This window comes from Chryseobacterium pyrolae, assembly GCF_025153485.1.
Classification (GTDB): domain Bacteria; phylum Bacteroidota; class Bacteroidia; order Flavobacteriales; family Weeksellaceae; genus Chryseobacterium; species Chryseobacterium antibioticum.
On sequence record NZ_JANZQH010000004.1, the window covers coordinates 265,457 to 283,153 of the forward strand.

The 17,697-nt window shown below is 34.4% G+C and carries 13 protein-coding genes; 6 read left to right on the forward strand and 7 right to left on the reverse strand.

The genetic code is table 11. The features are described from left to right. The first annotated feature begins 50 nt into the window (after positions 1–50). The 6 genes from cysS (at position 51) to NZD88_RS10970 (ending at position 8,378) form a co-directional block, all read left to right on the forward strand. Entirely contained in the window at positions 51–1,517 is a 1,467-nt protein-coding gene (gene cysS, locus NZD88_RS10945; protein WP_259829172.1) for a cysteine--tRNA ligase, read from the forward strand. A 485-nt stretch (positions 1,518–2,002) separates the two neighbouring features. Continuing rightward, on the forward strand, positions 2,003–3,169 hold the full coding sequence (locus NZD88_RS10950; protein ID WP_259829173.1) for a T9SS type A sorting domain-containing protein: 1,167 nt from the start codon (positions 2,003–2,005) through the stop codon (positions 3,167–3,169). Positions 3,170–3,319: 150 nt separating this feature from the next. After that, positions 3,320–5,974, forward strand: a complete 2,655-nt coding sequence (locus tag NZD88_RS10955; RefSeq protein WP_259829174.1) for a 4-alpha-glucanotransferase — start codon at positions 3,320–3,322, stop codon at positions 5,972–5,974. A gap of 139 nt (positions 5,975–6,113) precedes the next feature. Then, the gene (locus tag NZD88_RS10960; protein WP_259829175.1) at positions 6,114–7,091 is read left to right on the forward strand and encodes a hypothetical protein; all 978 of its coding nucleotides are present in this window, start codon (positions 6,114–6,116) and stop codon (positions 7,089–7,091) included. Between the two features lie 198 nt (positions 7,092–7,289). After that, positions 7,290–7,742 (forward strand): hypothetical protein, encoded by a 453-nt coding sequence (locus NZD88_RS10965; protein ID WP_259829176.1) that lies wholly within the window; start codon positions 7,290–7,292, stop codon positions 7,740–7,742. 126 nt (positions 7,743–7,868) lie between these two features. Then, positions 7,869–8,378, forward strand: a complete 510-nt coding sequence (locus tag NZD88_RS10970) for a ferritin (RefSeq protein WP_169234859.1) — start codon at positions 7,869–7,871, stop codon at positions 8,376–8,378. A 288-nt stretch (positions 8,379–8,666) separates the two neighbouring features. On the opposite strand, the gene NZD88_RS10975 is transcribed toward NZD88_RS10970, so the two are convergent. From NZD88_RS10975 to NZD88_RS11005, 7 genes are all read right to left on the reverse strand, one after another. Further along, positions 8,667–9,089: a hypothetical protein gene (locus NZD88_RS10975; protein ID WP_259829177.1), complete on the reverse strand. Its 423-nt coding sequence runs from the start codon at positions 9,087–9,089 to the stop codon at positions 8,667–8,669. 101 nt (positions 9,090–9,190) lie between these two features. After that, positions 9,191–10,018 carry a hypothetical protein gene (locus NZD88_RS10980; RefSeq protein ID WP_259829178.1) on the reverse strand — a complete coding sequence of 276 codons (828 nt, stop codon included), beginning with the start codon at positions 10,016–10,018 and terminating at the stop codon, positions 9,191–9,193. Positions 10,019–10,289: 271 nt separating this feature from the next. Further along, positions 10,290–10,799 (reverse strand): DUF5991 domain-containing protein, encoded by a 510-nt coding sequence (locus NZD88_RS10985; protein WP_259829179.1) that lies wholly within the window; start codon positions 10,797–10,799, stop codon positions 10,290–10,292. A gap of 189 nt (positions 10,800–10,988) precedes the next feature. Beyond that, positions 10,989–11,747, reverse strand: coding sequence for a hypothetical protein (locus NZD88_RS10990; protein ID WP_259829180.1), 759 nt, complete (start codon positions 11,745–11,747; stop codon positions 10,989–10,991). A 167-nt stretch (positions 11,748–11,914) separates the two neighbouring features. Further along, positions 11,915–12,877, reverse strand: coding sequence for a hypothetical protein (locus NZD88_RS10995; protein WP_259829181.1), 963 nt, complete (start codon positions 12,875–12,877; stop codon positions 11,915–11,917). After that, the gene (locus NZD88_RS11000) at positions 12,846–16,889 is read right to left on the reverse strand and encodes a PAAR-like protein (RefSeq protein WP_259829182.1); all 4,044 of its coding nucleotides are present in this window, start codon (positions 16,887–16,889) and stop codon (positions 12,846–12,848) included. The genes NZD88_RS10995 and NZD88_RS11000 overlap by 32 nt, the downstream gene beginning before the upstream one ends. A 4-nt stretch (positions 16,890–16,893) precedes the next feature. After that, complete coding sequence (locus tag NZD88_RS11005) at positions 16,894–17,697, reverse strand: hypothetical protein (protein WP_259829183.1); 804 nt, start codon at positions 17,695–17,697, stop codon at positions 16,894–16,896.

Below are 17,697 nucleotides of genomic sequence, written 5' to 3' on the forward strand. Positions count from 1 at the left end.
TTTAACTAATTTTTAAATCCTTTAATCATTGAATCTTTTAATTTAAAAAAATGCAATTAAAATTATATAACTCTCTAACAGCAGAAAAAGAAATATTTAAACCCATTTTAGAAGGAAACGTTGGAATGTATGTCTGCGGACCTACTGTGTACAGCAATGTGCATTTGGGAAATGTAAGAACCTTCCTTTCCTTTGATTTTATCTACCGTACTCTGATCCATTTAGGGTATAAAGTAAGATATGTGAGAAACATTACCGATGCAGGCCACCTTACAGACGATGGAAATGTAGAAAACGACAGGTTCGTAAAGCAGACCCGTCTGGAAAAGCTGGAGCCTATGGAAATCGTACAGAAATATACGGTGGATTTTCATAAAGTACTGGAAATGTTCAATCTGCTTCCTCCCAATATTGAACCTACAGCGACCGGTCATATCGTAGAACAGATCGAGCTGACACAGAAGCTTATCGAAAGAGGTTTTGCTTACGAAAGCAACGGCTCTGTGTATTTTGATGTTCTTGAATACAATAGGAGAGGCCTAAACTACGGTGAACTTTCAAAACGTAATATAGAAGAACTTTTTGCCAATACCCGTGATCTTGACGGACAGGGTGAAAAGAAAAATCCACAGGATTTTGCCTTATGGAAAAAAGCATCTCCTGCACATATCATGAGATGGAATTCTCCTTGGGGCGAAGGTTTTCCGGGATGGCACCTTGAATGTACTGCTATGAGCACGAAATATTTAGGTGAAAAGTTTGACATCCACGGTGGCGGAATGGACTTGAAATTCCCACACCACGAATGTGAAATTGCACAAGGGAAAGCTTGCAATGATACCGCTCCGGTTAATTACTGGATGCACGCCAATATGCTAACGATGAATTCCCAGCGTATGAGTAAATCTACAGGGAACTACATTCTTCCGATGCAGTTGGTGACTGGAGAAAACGACTTTTTTGAGAAACCTTTCCATCCCACCATCGTACGTTTCTGCTTCCTGCAGGCACATTACAGAAGTGTGCTGGATATTTCCAATGATGCGATGATTGCAAGCGAAAAAGGTTTTATCAGATTAATGGAAGCTATTAAAGTACTGAACTCTATCACTCCGGATAATGAAAAACAATCTGGCTTTGATCTTAAAGAGTGGAAAAACAAAGCTTATGATGCATTAACTGATGATTTCAATTCTCCGGTTCTGATCGCTCATTTATTTGAAGCGGTAAAATATATTTTCGCTTTAAATGATGAGAAAGAGACAATCTCTGCTGAAGATCTTGAAGACTTAAAGTCAACGTTGAATGGATTTGTATTTGATGTTTTAGGACTTCAGAATATTGAAGAAAACAATAACGAGAAGCTTGATCAGACTTTAAAAGTTTTAATTGAACTGAGAAATCAGGCCAGAAAATCAAAAAACTTTGACCTTTCAGATCAGATCAGAGATAAACTGCTTGCTGAAGGCATTGAACTGAAAGACGGAAGAGACGGAACAAGTTACGTTCTGAATTAAATCTCAAAATAAATGATACCGCTCCCGCTGATAGCGTGGATTCTACAGATCATCTCATACAATCTGTTGTAATCCGTGTAATCAGCGGGAGTTTTTTGTTGTGATCCAGTGATCTTGATAATCATCTTTCGCAGCTTTTCCTACTTCTACTTAATTTTTTTTAAAATCGGCAACTTAATTAAGTTGGCGGAGCCGACAATCTTTGCTTCTTTAAATTAATACAACTTAATCATCAAACTTTGCGTTAAAAAAGCTAATTGCACTAATCTTTTTTATAAAGGACATAAATATACGGGGCATTAAGTAGCTAGATTTGTGGAAATATTTGTGGTATTTGTGTTTAAACATTGAAATTATCATAATATCAATGTTTAGATTAAATGATTATAAATGTTATGTGAATACTTGTATTTTTTTATGATTCAATGATTTAATTGTGTAACTTAGTTATACTAAAATGATTACGAATCTAAATTCTACATTGTATGAAAAAACATTTATTCCCTCTTTTCCTGTTTGTGCTAAGTGCTAATGTTCAGGCACAGCAGGATTTTTTTGCAATCGCAGGAAAAGATACTTCCAGTATTGTTTTCAGTGATTTCCGTGTGATGGATGTGGTCAACGGTACTTCCGGAGAAAAACTGTTCTCAGCTGATGCTACGGCAAAAGTATTTTCTCAGGAAAGAAAAGGTAATGTGTCGGAAGACAAAAATTCTTACGGCAATTCACAGTCGGTTACCATGGCCGCTCTGGCTTATGATCCGATGAACAATAATCTGGTGTATATGCCAATGTTTTCGTCCAATATTTATATTTTAAATGCGAAGACAAAAGACATTACGCTGGTTGAAAATACGGTGACAAAAGTGACTTCTTGTGATATCAATTCCCACATCACAAGAATGACGGCTGGGTATGACGGAAATATTTACGCACTTAACAATGCGGGAACGCAGCTGATACAGATCAGCAAAAAAGGAGGTCAATATACCGTTAATGATCTTGGAATCATTAAAGATGATGCTTCTAACGGAAAGAATTCGTTTACAGCAATGGAAACAGGTTTCGGAGGCGATATGGTTGCCGATGCTGAAAATAATTTTTATGTTTTTTCGGCTTCAGGAAATGTTTTTAAAATCATTGCTAAAGAATTAAAAGCGAAATTTGTTGGTAAGATTTCCGGTATTCCTGAACATTATTCAGTGAACGGATCTGCAGTGAACGCCAAAGGAAAAGTAGTCATTGCGAGTGCCAAAGGAGACCGTTTATATGAAGTAGATCTTGAAACATTGCAGGCAAAACCTCTTCCTGGTGAAGAAAAACCTCATATTTATGATTTGGCGAGTAAATATTTTGCCAATGACCGGGCTTCTTCAATAAATACCTTGGCCAATATTGATATCTATCCAACCAAAGTGGATGAGCATTTAATCAACGTTAATGTAAATGATAAAGCGATAAAAGGAAATCTTATCCTGACTGTTTTTGATATTTCCGGAAAAAATGTAATGAAGCAGAATCTGTCTGTGAAAGACGGTTCACTCAACCAGCAGATCTACCTGAAAAGCCTTATCAGCGGGGCATATATCGTGAACATCACAGAGGAATCAGGAAAGGTTCTTCTAAACAAGAAAATTTTAGTTACAGAATAAAACATTTCAATTATTGGCCAAAATTTATTTTGAGTTTAATAAAAATATAAAACCTTTTCAACTTATTTTGAGAAGGTTTTTTAATGATTATTTGATCTTCAATAAGTTTTATTTTTCGATATTAAAATGTATTTTTATAAAAAAATATAGATGAAGTTATACTTTAATGTGGGATATAATGCAAAGGCCGGACAGAATCTGCAGCTATTGATTGCAGATGGTGAAGGTGCTGCTGTCCAGACTCATACCCTATTTTATGCAGAAAACGGCATTTGGAAATGTGAGGTAGATTATTTCTCAAAATCAATTTCATACAAATATCAGCTTACAGACGAAAAAGGAAACGTTCTGAGAGAAGAGTTTGTACTGCACCATCTTAATTTCCCTCATAATTACAAGGAGTTTATTATTTTCGATGAATGGAATAATAAAAATTTTCCTGAGAATTATTTAAACAATAAAATTCTTTATAATAAACTTAATCAGTTTGTTCCTGAAAAAGCGGTGGTCTTAAAAAAGCACACCCATTTATTCAGGATCGAGGCTCCTGTTTACAATCCGGACTGGAAAATTGTATTGTTTGGCAATACAGCATCTTTAGGAAACTGGAATTATGAAAAAGTAATCCATCTTTCACAGACTGATTTTGGAATCTGGGAAGCTTCTGTTGAGATTCCTGAGAACGAGTTTATCCAATATAAGTATTGTATTTTCGACAAAAAAGAAGGGCGCGTTATTGATGTTGAGACCGGAGAAAACAGGTTTACGCTTGCCAATCCGCTTCCGGATGTTCTGCAAATCGTTTCCAATCATTATTTTAAATTCAGGTCCTATCAAATGTACCATGATGCCGGAGTAGCAGTTCCTGTATTTTCTTTGAGAAGTGAAAACGGTTTCGGAGTAGGGGAGTTTTCAGATCTGAAAAAGCTTGCTGACTGGACGAATGAAACCAACCTGGGGATTATCCAGATTCTTCCGATTAATGATACAACCGCGAATTATTCATGGACGGATTCTTATCCATATGCAGCGGTTTCCGTGTATGCGCTGCATCCGCAGTATATTTCACTGGAATATCTTGATTTTGCTTTACCGGAAGAATTAGTTTCTGAATACCAGTCTGAGAAGGAGGCATTAAACGCCCTTGATCTGATTGATTATGAAAAGGTGATTGCTGGCAAATGGAAGTTTTTAAAGGCAGTTTTTAATTCGGAAAAGGAGAAAATCTATAAAGACAGGAACTTCAAGAAGTTTATAAAAGATAATGAATACTGGCTGGTTCCTTATGCTGCTTTTTGTGTGTTGAGGGACAAATATAAAACGCCCAATTTCAACGACTGGAAAACCCATAAGAAATATATTGCAGGAAAAATTTCGCAATTTTTTGCTGTAAAGAGTAAGGATTATGATGCTTCAATGCTTCATGCCTGGGTACAATATCAGCTTCATTTACAGTTGAAGGATGCTGTAGATTATACCCATAGCTTAGGTGTTTCGTTGAAAGGTGACCTTCCGATCGGTATTTACAGGTATTCTGTGGAAGCATGGACGGAGCCTGAATTATTCGGTATGGATTTCCAGGCGGGCGCACCACCGGATCAGTTTACGGAACTGGGGCAGAACTGGGAATTCCCTACGTACAACTGGGAAGCCATGAAAGAAGACGATTACCGATGGTGGAAAAATAGATTCAAAGCGCTTGAGCAGTATTTTGATGCGATGCGGATTGATCATATTTTAGGGTTTTTCAGAATTTGGAGAATGCCTGTTTCTGCGACACAAGGGATTTTAGGGTATTTTTATCCTGCTGTTCCTGTTGTTTCGGAGGAATTTAAAGCCAGGCATATCCCGTTTGATTTTAACCGCTATTGTAAGCCTTATATTAATGATAGAATTCTTTGGGAATATTTTGGTGAAAACATTAATCAGGCCCTTGAATTTATTCATAATCATCATAACGGAACGTACTCATTCAAGGAAGAATTTGATACCCAAAGGAAGCTGACCGATTTTTTCAAAAAGAATCCGAAGGGCGCTATTGAAGAAAAGCTTGTTTCTCTCTGTGCTAATGTCTTGTTCCTGACTGAGGAAAGAAACGGCGAAACAGTATATCACCCAAGATTTAATGTTTACCATACGGATTCCTATGCCTATCTGCCTGAATGGGAGAAGAAAGCGATCTATGACCTCTATCACGATTATTTCTTCAGAAGACAGGATCATCTATGGTTAGAAAAAGCGATGGAAAAGCTGCCGGTTATTCTGAATGCTACAAAGATGCTGATCTGTGGTGAAGACCTGGGAATGGTTCCCGCATGCGTACCAGTGGCGATGGATGAACTGGCTATTATTGCGTTGAAAGTACAGCGTATGCCGTCAGATAATATTCCGTTTTACAATCCTAAAAATGCGGATTATATGAATGTGGTTACGGCTTCTTCCCATGACAGCTCTACGCTGAGACAGTGGTGGAAGGAAAATCCGGCATTGACACAGAAATATTTTAACCAGCAGCTGATCCAGTATGGAAAAGCTCCTGAGGAAATGAATTCTCATCTTGCTGAAATTATTATGAAGCAACATCTTTATAATGATGCGATGCTGGCCATTTTCCCGATTCAAGAGTTCCTGGCAACGGATCCGGAGCTTACCAACCCGAATATGGACAATGAAAGAATCAATAATCCTGCAGTTTTCCCTCATTATTGGCGGTACAGGATGCATCTGAAGCTAGAAGATCTGAAAGAAAAGGAAATGTTCAACAAAAAAATTGCCTCTTGGATAAAAGATAGTGGAAGAGTGTAAATTTAACATTTGATTATCAATTGGTTAACTATAATTTAAAAGAAGTTTGATCTTAGGATTTAACTTCTTTTTTTTATTTATATCCAAAAGATAGAATAGAGATATTCTACTATATACTAACCAATTAACGACTATAGAGATGAAAAAAATACTTTTGGGATTTGCCTTGGGACTGGCAGCTTTGTCTTCCGCCCAGCAGTATCCAAATAATAACGGATGGGGAGATGACGGATATTATCAGAATGGAGGAGGTTACAGTGATGAAGATGACAGAAACTATTTCCCGGATGATTATTATTACAACTATCCTCAGGATTATTATCCAGGTGATTATTATCAGGGATATTATAATGATTACAGAAACAGCATCACCAATATCAACTGGAATGTCTTTTTTAGAGAAAACAGGCTAGACCGATGGCAGATGGATCAGATCTTAAGTTTAAATAATCTGTATGTGAATTTTTCTACATGGGATAATTTTTACAGATATAATCCGGACAGATGGTATTATGACAGATTTTTTGCCCTGCAAAGAATTTTGGGACCAAGGGTATTTGTTGTTTTCCAAAATAATTATTATCGCGGAACAAACCCGATCGCCTATTTCCAGAATTACAGAAGAACGTATTATGCACCGAGATATGCAGTAATGCCGAGATACAGAAATGTAAATATCAATGTGTACAGGGTAGACAGGTCAAGGTTTAGAAGAATGGATAATCCAACCTTCAATGTAATCAGAACGAGTGACAGACCGAATAACGGATTCAGAGGATCTGTAAGAGATGGCAGTTCTTCGGGAGGTTTCCGTAATCAGGCGGATAATGGAGGAAGATATGAGCATTCAGGAAGTTTCCGTAATGATAATAATGGAGTAAGAAATAACGGCGGCGGATTCAGAGGGAATTCTGAAAATAATGGAACGAGAGGCGGACTTGGAAATAACGGTGGCTTCAGAGGAAATAATGAAGTAAAAAGAGAAAATACTCCGAGAAGAGAAAATAACAACGGAGGATTTAGAGGAAACAATGGCGGTTCCAGATCTGAACGTTCAACTTCGAGCCCACAGAATAGCAACAATGGTGGCTTCAGAAGCAAATTAGTAAGCAGATAATAATTTTCATATATTATATTTAAGTGGTGTGAAGGACAGATTTTAGGATCTGTCCTTTTTATTTTATTTTTTTTTTTTTTTTTTTCGGTTTATGATTTTAATATTAAAATTTAACATTTTTTATGAATAGTTTGATTTAACTTATCTTTTAACTATTAATCAAAAAGGTATATAACAATTAATTAAATATTTTTTAAGATGAAAAAATTAGTTTTAGCAATAGCATTTATTGGAATAGGAGGTTTTGCAATGGCACAACAAACGAATACAACTCCACAGGACAAACAAGCGAGAAGAGCAGAGATGCAGCAAAAAATGCAGCAAAAGCAACAGGAGCATATGGATCAGATGCAGAAAGATCTTAACCTGAACCAGTCGCAGGTAGCTCAGATAAAAGCACTTCATGAAAAGAGAAAGTCTGAAATGAAAGCTGACTTTGATAAGAACAAGGAAGTAAGACAGGCCAAGATGGAAGATATGAAAGCTAAAAGAGCTCAGATGGATGCGGATATGAAGAAGATTCTGACTCCTGATCAGTATAATAAATGGCAGGCCGACAGAAATGCTAAAATGGAGCAGAGAAAGACAGCAATGAAGGATAGAAAAATGATGAGAAAGCCTATGAATACTGCTGCTCCGGAAGCAAAATAAACGTTCATAATTTTGATTTTTTAATGTGTGAAGGGCGGGGAAATACCCGTCCTTTTTGTATTAATTTTCATTAAAACTTTTGATTTCGGGCTTTTATTGCTTATTTTTGACTATAAATTTATACTTATGATCAGCGAAAAAATTGCAACGTTAATTAACGAACAGATAGCTCACGAACAATATGCAGCACAATATTACCTTTCAATGTCTGCCTGGTTTTCAGGAAAAGATCTTGACGGTATTGCGAACTACTTCAGAGTTCAGAGCAAGGAAGAATTGATGCATGCGGATAAAATGTTTGATTTTTTAAATGATGTAGGCGGAGAGATCATCATCGGAGAAATTGCAAAACCTCCTCATGAATTCGAAAATGCTACTGATATTTTTGAAAAAGCATTGGAGCACGAGAAAAAAGTAACAAGAAGCATCTTCAACATCGTAAAAAATGCTAATGATGAAGGTGATTTTGCAACAACATCTTTTATGCAGTGGTTCATCAACGAACAGGTAGAAGAGGAGGCTAGTGCTTCGCAGTATGTAACAAAAATCAAGATGGTTTGCGATAATCCATCTGCACTCTATCTTTTTGATCAGGAATTATCTCAAAGAGTATTTGTACCGGCTGCAAAAGCTTAAGCAAATTATATTGTACAAACATCCCCGGCGTTCGAAGAACGCCGGGGATGTTTGTTTTAAGGATATACTGAGGTTATCCACAGAAATTCATGAAAATGATGGGTAATTGTGGATAATATCTATAATTTTAAATTTCTTTATTTCGTTTGTTTATAGGTGTTTGTGAGATGTTTTAAGAGTTATCCACATTGCTTTGTGGAAAACTTTTATGGGGCTTTTCTTTTTGATGTAAAACGGATCCAGTCTAGATAAGAAATAGTATCAAAAAAAAGCTGATAGATAGTTTTGTCATTTTAACTTTGATAATTCTATCCATTCGTTAAATGTAGTTTCTCCTCCCAGACCCTGAACAAAATAGCTGTTGTTCTCTTTTTTAATTTTGAAACTGGCATTTTGAGACTTACAGTTTTCTTCATTTCCTGAATAATATAATTCCAGCATATCATCATTTACAATAGCCTTATAGTTACCATTACATCTGACAGGTTCATGGTAAGTACTGGTAGTTAGAATAGCGACATCATTTTTTATAACGAAATGATATGTAATATTGGCCGTACCGGAAGTCGTTTCTTCTGTTTCTACGGCTGCTGAGAATTCTCCCAGAAATTTAGACTCAGATAGTTTTACATTTTCAGTAGTGGGCTTTTCTGTAGGGTGTTTTTTATTTTCATCATGGGTTTTACAGCTGATTAAAAATAAATAGAGCATTACTAGTACCCATTTTTTTATTTTAACATCTTTATCCATCATTATAATTCTAAAATTAATTAATTCTGTCGTACAGCCTTTTGGGAATTTTATTTAAGTCCTTATTTTCCACACTGACTCATAATAACAGGATTATCATTGCTAATAATAGGTTCTGTATACTGTCTTTGCTTATTTACTTTGTTATAGAACCCTAGCCAATTAAATTCAATTTTGTTATTACCTAAATTTTTTACAATGGCAACTTCCTTGTCGTTAAAATAGACTTCTGAATATACATCCTTTGAACCTTGTCCTTCTAATGATTTTAGTTTATACTTAGTAACATTTTTTTCAGTTTTATCATTGATTTTTATTAAATGTATATAGTACTGGTTAGGTTCAACGGTCATAATCAACTCATTATCTTTGATTGTAATGCCTATTGGATTTTCACAATTTATATTCCAAGTTCCATTTATGAAGTAATTATTATTTTCTGCACTTTTTGATTTGTCTATATCAAATTCTTCAGAAGAAATGCAATCCTTACTACTGCCTTTAACCTTATTTATTTTGTTCAGATGTGATTCATTTACATAATATTTAGTAATGCTACCATCTATATTATTTGTTTTTTTTATAATTCCTTTTTTTTTGTCAATCCAGGAAATATCATATTTTTCTTTTTCACTAATGTAGAGAGATACTAAATTATCACCTTTTGTAATGTCATGAACTTTAAATGAACTGTCTTCCATGACTCCATGTTCGAAAATAGAATCATTTTTTATTCTGAACCATTCTCCTTCATACCCACAATCAATAATTGAATATTTGTCTCCCTGTTTTTTTATTTCATACCAGGTTGTTTTTAAATCAGTTATATCTGTTTGACCTTTGCAGGAATTTATTACTAAAAAAATTAAAATTAATTTTAAATATTTCATTTCTTTTTATTTTTTCTGACTTGAGTATTGTATTTGGTCAGCAATACTCTAAAAAGACCTGTATCAAAATCAATTCATATTCTCTTCTTTTGATGAGATCTCCCAATCATTATCTTTTTTTAATTTAAAAACCGTTGTTTTAATTTTAACAGCTACTAGGTCTACGAAGTGTTATTGTTTTATTTACAATAAACCGTCCTTGGTTATTTTGAAAGAAATATGAATAAGATGGACCGCCGTTTCCATGTTTTTAAGGAAGTTCCCACCAACCTTAATCTTTCTTGACCATCAGCAACTCTTTATCATAATTCCATTTATTATCAGCTACAATAGGACTTTTTAAATAATATTTTCCCTCCTTATGTATGATAGAACCCAGATTAGTAAGATTAGAATGGTCAGAAAAGCCATCTCCATCGATTGCTTTTATATATTTTAGAGTTAATTGATTTCCATTTTCTTCTATTTTGCATAAATCAGTAAAGTAGGTTTTGTATCCCATTCCTGAAAAAGTACACTTCCCATTAGTAATCTCTATATCATAGTCTATTGACATTTCTGAGACATTATCTAATTTTCCATAATCTATATTTAATTTATAAGTGCCTTGCCAAAGATTATTTTCTTTTTTGTTTGAAGATTGAACTAAGTTTTCAGTAGCAATTTTCTTATTTGAAACCTCAATTTTTTCGATTTCTTTCTCTGTTTTTATATCTTTTTTATGCCCACCGTCACATGATAACAGAAAGAGTGGAATAAAAATAGTTATTCCTTTTTTCATAATTTTTGATAAATCCTCAAAATTCTTGTGCATTTCTTTTTTACAGTCAATCTCCAGTTGATTCTTTTCACATTCTGCTTTGTGAATATTTTTATAATTATTTTAGCTTTGATATTAGAATAGTTTTCTAAGTGTCTATCATCAATATAGATTAAAATGCTATCGAACGAATTTATAATAGGAGCAAAACTATTTTATTAAATCAATTACCTTATTATTGATCATTTTATTGTAATCTCCTTCAAAAAGACCATTTTTATATTTCTTATAATATTCGATTTTTGACATTGAAAACTCATAATATAAATTATCGCCTTTCTCATAATATTTTCCGTCAGAATAGTTTGGATAATTTTTATAATCATTATCATTTTTAATAATGTATTTGTTAGGTACTTCAACTAAAATATTATCGTTGCTTTCATAGATATTTAATATGTCAGAGTAATTAGTTGTGGATTCTTCATATTCAGGCTTCCAGTACATTACTCTTTGTCCCAATGGGTATAAAACTTTATTTTTATAGAGGTATAGTTTCCATCCAAAATGATTATCTCCATTTATTGGAAAGAATATTACATAATTTTTAGAAGTGTTTGAAAAGTATATTATCGGAGATGAGGTTTCTAAGTCTTCATTATTAATTTTCCTAATAATAGCCTTTTCAATATCATAAAAAGCGATAGTAATAAGTTCATATCTATTTTTATCAACTCCTTCAATAATTGTATTTGAAATATTGAAATTTTCACAATTTAAGATATAATTAGATAAATCAGAAGTCTCTTGTTTACAATTAATTTTGGCTAATTGAACTAAGTTTTCTGTAGTAATTGTCTTATTATAAACTTCAATTTTTTCAGTTTCTTTCCCTGTTTTTGTGTATTTTTTCTTTCCTTGACAAGATAATAGAAAGAGCAAAATAAAAATCACTATTACTTTTTTCATAATTCTAAATTAATTTCCAATTTGTATAAGTTAGACTTTAAAGTTTTTGTATATTTTTTGCTCTTCTTGTAACCCATGCCAATTTAGTTTTATAAATTTTTTACTTATTATACAATATCCTCCATTTATATCCTGTTGTTTCTATAATAGTAGATGGAAGTGCTTTTTTATTTCATTAACACCCATTCATTATAAGTTGATTCTCCACCAATACCTTTAATATAAAATTGATTTTTGTCTTTTTTTATAATGAATTTAGGTTCAATAGATACACAAGCTAATTGATCTCCTAGATAATAGATTTCTATTTGATTATCTTTTTCAAGTGCAGTGTATTTGCCCTCACAAAGGTTATTTTCCTTATATGTATTTAAAGAAAGAGAAACATTGTTTTTATTAATATCAAATTTATAAGAAATAGAAGCAATACCCGTAGTTGTAGCTTCTGTTTCTACTGAGGTAGAATGAATGCCATCATAAAGTAGAGAATTGCTTTTTACATCTTTAAAAAGATCTTTTTGAATTAGACTGGTTTCAAATGATAATATATTTTCCGGTATTTTAGATGTTTCTATTTCTCCTATATTTTTCCATTTTTTATTTTCATATAAATAGAAAATTGTTTTGGCATTCTGCTTTGGCTCAAATTCATCACTTCCTTCTATATAAGAGATAAATTTATGAGGAAGATAAGAAGCAACTATATAATAATCCTTTTCTTTGATAAGGTTTTTTATTGCTTTTGAATTTTGGGCATCATTTTCTGGACTGGTGGATTTTGAAAAATAACCTTTAGAGTTATTAAAATTCCAAAAATATTGTGTTTCACTTTTTTTACCTATAAAATCTACACTGAAAACTCCCATTTCTTTATCTGAATAAGAATATGTTGGGTAGGAATTAACATTATCAGGAATAAAAAAACCATTTGTTTGATATTTTGAATCAAGAAAATTAATAGAAGATTCATCACCGTTTGGTATTTCATTTCTTTTGGTATTAACAACTTTTTTGGCACTTTCAATTTTATTTTTTTCCTGTCCATTGCAACTTTGTAATACAAAAGCTAAAAGTATAATAAGTATTTTATTCATTTTTTTATTTAATATGATTTCCTTTTGTTGTTTCATCAAATTTAGTTTTCATAAATTGTTCTGGATCAACACGTGTATTCCCTCCATAGAATACACCATCCGTTGAAGCCTCAATGTGGACATGATAATATTGTGGTAAAATGTCTTTTGCATTCCCTGTATTCCCTGATTTGCCAATGATCTTTCCATGTTTTATCTTTTGTCCTTTTGATACAGAATATGAGTTTAAATGACAATATCTTATCCAAATAAATTTACCATTTTTATCTTTCGATTTAATGGTAACTATTTTCCCCAAATCCCCCTTTGTATCAAGTGCTTCCACAACTTCACCACAAAGCATTGATTTTAAATCTGTGTCAAGAGCAGTTAATATATCTGTACCTGTATGATAATATCCTTTTGGATGCTTATTATTATATCTAGGCGTTCTATGAAATCTATTTTTATTTACATTATTACTTTGGTTATTTAGTTTAGGGTTATCAATAACATCCGCATATTCAAAACATTGTGAACAATCTTCTGGACATTTAGACGTGTTTTCTTCTATTTTTTTTGTTGGAGAATTACTACAATTAAATGTTTGAACTTTGTTTGTTCCTCCCCCCTGATTATGACTATCGTGATATCTCTCTAATATTTCCGAGCGCTGAATTTTTCCATCACTTTTATTTATTCCTTTACTTTGTGTATCAACACTTTTATTCTGAGTATACTCTACAGTTCCTTTTTCATATAAAATATAATTATCGGATTTATTAACACCTTTGGGTGCGAAAACATGTAGATAAATATCTTCTGGAGTTTTTATTTTATTCTTTGACGGCTCAAAATATTTTTTTACATAATCAAGCTGTTTAATTTCCCCCATTTTTGCGAAACGAAGTTTCACTTCGTGTAATTTGTCAAATCCAGTGCCGGACTTAAACTCTTCTATTGCTTGTAGTGCTGCTTGTGTAAATTGGATCAAGCCAACTGCTCGAGAGGTACGGGAGATTTCTTTACCTGTCTTTTTGTCTTTTTTTATGAGCCAGAAATCATCTTTTGTGATGGAATTTATATCTCCTAAAGCTTTTCCCATTATTTGATGGGCTTTAAAAGAACCTGCTGTTTCTACATTCATTACAGCCATTAAACCACTGGCCATTTCCATTTTCCTAGTTTCTCCCCAAAGTTCTGCACATATTTGTACCACTTTCTTTCTAAACTCACAGCTTACTTTTTCTCCCCAAATCAAATCTTTATATTGTTCTCTACAAACACATGTTCCAGTATTTTTTACAATCTTTTCATCACCCACTTTGACTGCACTATTGTTTTCTGCGAGTTTTGTCAACGAACTTCCTTTCTTTAGTTTGGCAGTTGCCATAGAGAAGTCACCGTCTGCATCATATAATACTTTTCCTTCCTTATTGTTTTCCTTAATAATAGCATATACGGTGAGAGAATTTACTTTGTTTTTTATATTATTCCATACTATTCTTTGCTTTATAACTCCGCTTTGGTCAGCTTTTATATTGGTTTGGAATAATAATAAGGGATCTTTACCGAATACTGAATCCCGAATTTCCAAGTAGAGGTTTTCACTAGCTGAAATACCTCGTGAATGGGCGTACAAATAACTTATTTCATCATAGTCTACTATGGTATGTTTTTCTTTTCCATTAGCGCTTCCAAAGATGGCGTTATATATTTCTCTTTTGTCCTGAACGTCCAGTTTATAAGTTTTGGGAAAGCTCTGCCCTTCTCCGGTTGCAATCAATTTTGGGACAGAAACTTTTGCATAAATTAATCCTTGATTTCCGGCTTTATCCTTCATATATGAATCTAGTGTTACTGGAATCAATCCTCCATCATAAGGATTAATTGTAATGGTCTTAACGGGATCATCTTGTACTGTATCATTATCCCAGAGAACTACATTTATTTCTTCGTTTGAAAGCCCATTTTGGTCAATCCATATATTTATTTTTTGTCCCCAGCTTGCTTTTTCAATTTTATTTCCGTTACTGTCTGTAAATTGGATATCGTTAATAATGGGCTGTACCACATTTACTTTTTGCGTTACTCCCTTACCCTTTATTTTACTGGTTATACTTAAAGTTCCCGGAGTTTTCGGGGTGAAAGTTATGGATTTTCCGGTAACAGGGGTAGAGAATCCTTGCCAGTGTACGGTTTCATTGGGGAGAAGATCTGCAAATACCATTTTATCAACAGTGGCTGTTATAGGTTTTCCTACCTTCGGAGTTCCGCTTAAGGTAAAACTGACTACGTCATTTTCCTTCACCTCAAAATGCCAGTCATCATCTTCTTTTTTTGCATTTTTTCCGGTAGCGTTGGCGGAGATGCTGTAGGCTTCCACGATGTATTTTCCCGGAGCCATCAGTTTGGAGCCTGCTATGGTGAAGCTTTTTCCGGTTCCCTGAGGAATGCCGTTAAGGTTCCATTTGATTTCTGAAGATTCTTCAGAAGTAAGGTCGTACGGGGAATTATCTGCTCCGAATTTATATTTCATCTTGGAAACACTGAAAGACATAGCTGTTCCGGGTCTTACAACCTCTGCGCCATGACTGATACCCAATACAGCATTGCCTTCCGTTTCTCCGGCTATCTGTTTTTCTATGACTTCACCCTGATCATTGGTGTATCTTGCTATAATGGTATATTTTGCTTTGGTGTTTTTAGGCGTGAAGGTGAGGATCTCTCCATTCTCCTGAACGCCTTCCGTAATGGTATTCCCACTTCCATCCTGCACCGATAGTGTAAGTTTTGATTTTTCCTCTGCCGTAAGATCGGGAATGAAAAATTTAGCTTTGAAAACCGAAGGAACTCCTTTCCGGAATTTTCTGTTTTTGGAAGGATCGATTCGCGTAGTAAAATCCGCGGAAGTACATTCAATATCGATCAGCGTATTTTCTACCACTTCTACATCAATAGAGCAGGAAGGATCGCATTTGTCATATTTTCCTTTTTCAAAATCCTGGTTTTTAGGTTTTCCATAACCTTCTATTCTGAATTTCCCAAGTCCCTCAAAGCTCTGCGAAAACTCTGTTCCGATTTGTTCTCTCAGGAAAATCCTGTTTTCTTTCTTCCCCTGATGATCACTGTAGACCATCCATGAAGTAAGTTGTTTATTACCACTTTTCAGATTGGCCTTAAAAGAAGCATCTTCATCTTTTCGGAGATAAATAATACTGCTTTTATTTTTAGAATCGATTTCTTTAAAAGCTGTTCTGTTTTCTACTTTAGTTAAAACAATAGAGGTAACGGAAGGGTATTCCTCTTTTTTCTTAGGCTGATTTATTGCCGGATTGACCATGGCAAGTTCCACCGGATTGGTATTGTCGGCGTGGGCATTGCTCACTGAGTCGGTTTGCCCATGCTTGAATATCGTGATTTTTCCACCTACGGTACATTGCAGTTCGGATATTTCCGTAAGGGTGTTTTTGCCCATGACCTGTGTGCTTTCATAGGTTTTGCTCCATTTAGGTGCAGGAGCTAAAGCACAGGGAAGATAACCTCCCGATGAAGGTTTCAATTTACATTTTCCAAAGGTGGCGGCGGGAGGGATAAACGTTTTATCCTCTTCGGTCGCGGCTAATTTACCCTGCTCATCATTCAGGACAATAATGGAATGGGTGGTAACCTGTAAATCGGCAGTTTGTTTTGGATTTTCCGCTTTGTCACACACGCATTTTGCATTGTGGACGACAAAATATTTTCCGTCATGATCACTTTTAGAAGCTTTTTCTTCTTTTTTCTCCTCTTCTTCCTTTTTCTTTTCCTGATCTTGCTTCTGTTCAGCACTCTTTTGCTCTTCTACAGGATCGGGTGGAGGAGTCTCACCATTCATGGTATAAATTTCATCCTTTGGCGGAGTCTGAAGAATGAATCCTGCATAAGGAATATCGGAAGTCTGCTGACCGGAACCAGCCTGCTCATTATGATACTGTTTAAGCTTTGTCCAGTCTTTGATACCTAGTTTTTTAGCGATATCCTGCAGCGTTTCTCCGCTCTGAACTGTATATGGGATAGGTGCTGACATATTCTTATTTTGTTTCTATGGTGATGGTGTGCTGGTAATAAAATTTATCTTCTGCTTCAATGCAAACCTGGGTTTCTGCTTTTTCTATCCTTCCGGTTTTACCCGTATAGCTGATGTTGTTCTGAAAGTCTGCATAGAGCGGGAGATGCTCTTCGTCGAAGTTGACGTAATAATCATGTTGATGAATGTATCTGATCAGATCATTCATAATATCCTGGGCATTGTCAATTTTAGGTTCAAAAGACAATGTGTTTTTTTCTTTTTGATATTGGGTTTCCCCTTTCCATTCTGAAGTTCCAATGGGTAGAACTCTCCACGAAGTTTCGTATTGCCTTTTAGGATTAAACTTCTGCATGCCATATTCCAGCATTTTGATAAAGTGGAGCTGTTTGATGAATTGGGTGAGTTTTTCATCAGTTTCGATAGCTCTAAAAAAATTCGTTTGAATGTGATCGATACCTTCTCCACTGTAGATATCATAGATACTGATGTCTGCTTTTTGAATCCGTTTTCTGATCTCCCTAAGGTTTTCAATGGAAAAACTGTATTTGTTTATTTTACAGGTTATAGGAAACAGAGCATCCATATACGTGTTGGATACCTCAAGAAATTTGGTGTCTATTTTCTGGCCATTGACCTTAAAATTCGATCTGTTGATTATTATTTCTTCACTGTCTTTTTTTCCGGGTTCTATGTACAGGGTGTAGGAGAGTAAGGCATCATGCTGCTCTCTCCCTATTTTTATAGTGCATTTATCCTGCACCGAATAGGTAGAAGTCGGGAAAAGATCTGGTGCTGATGAGATCAT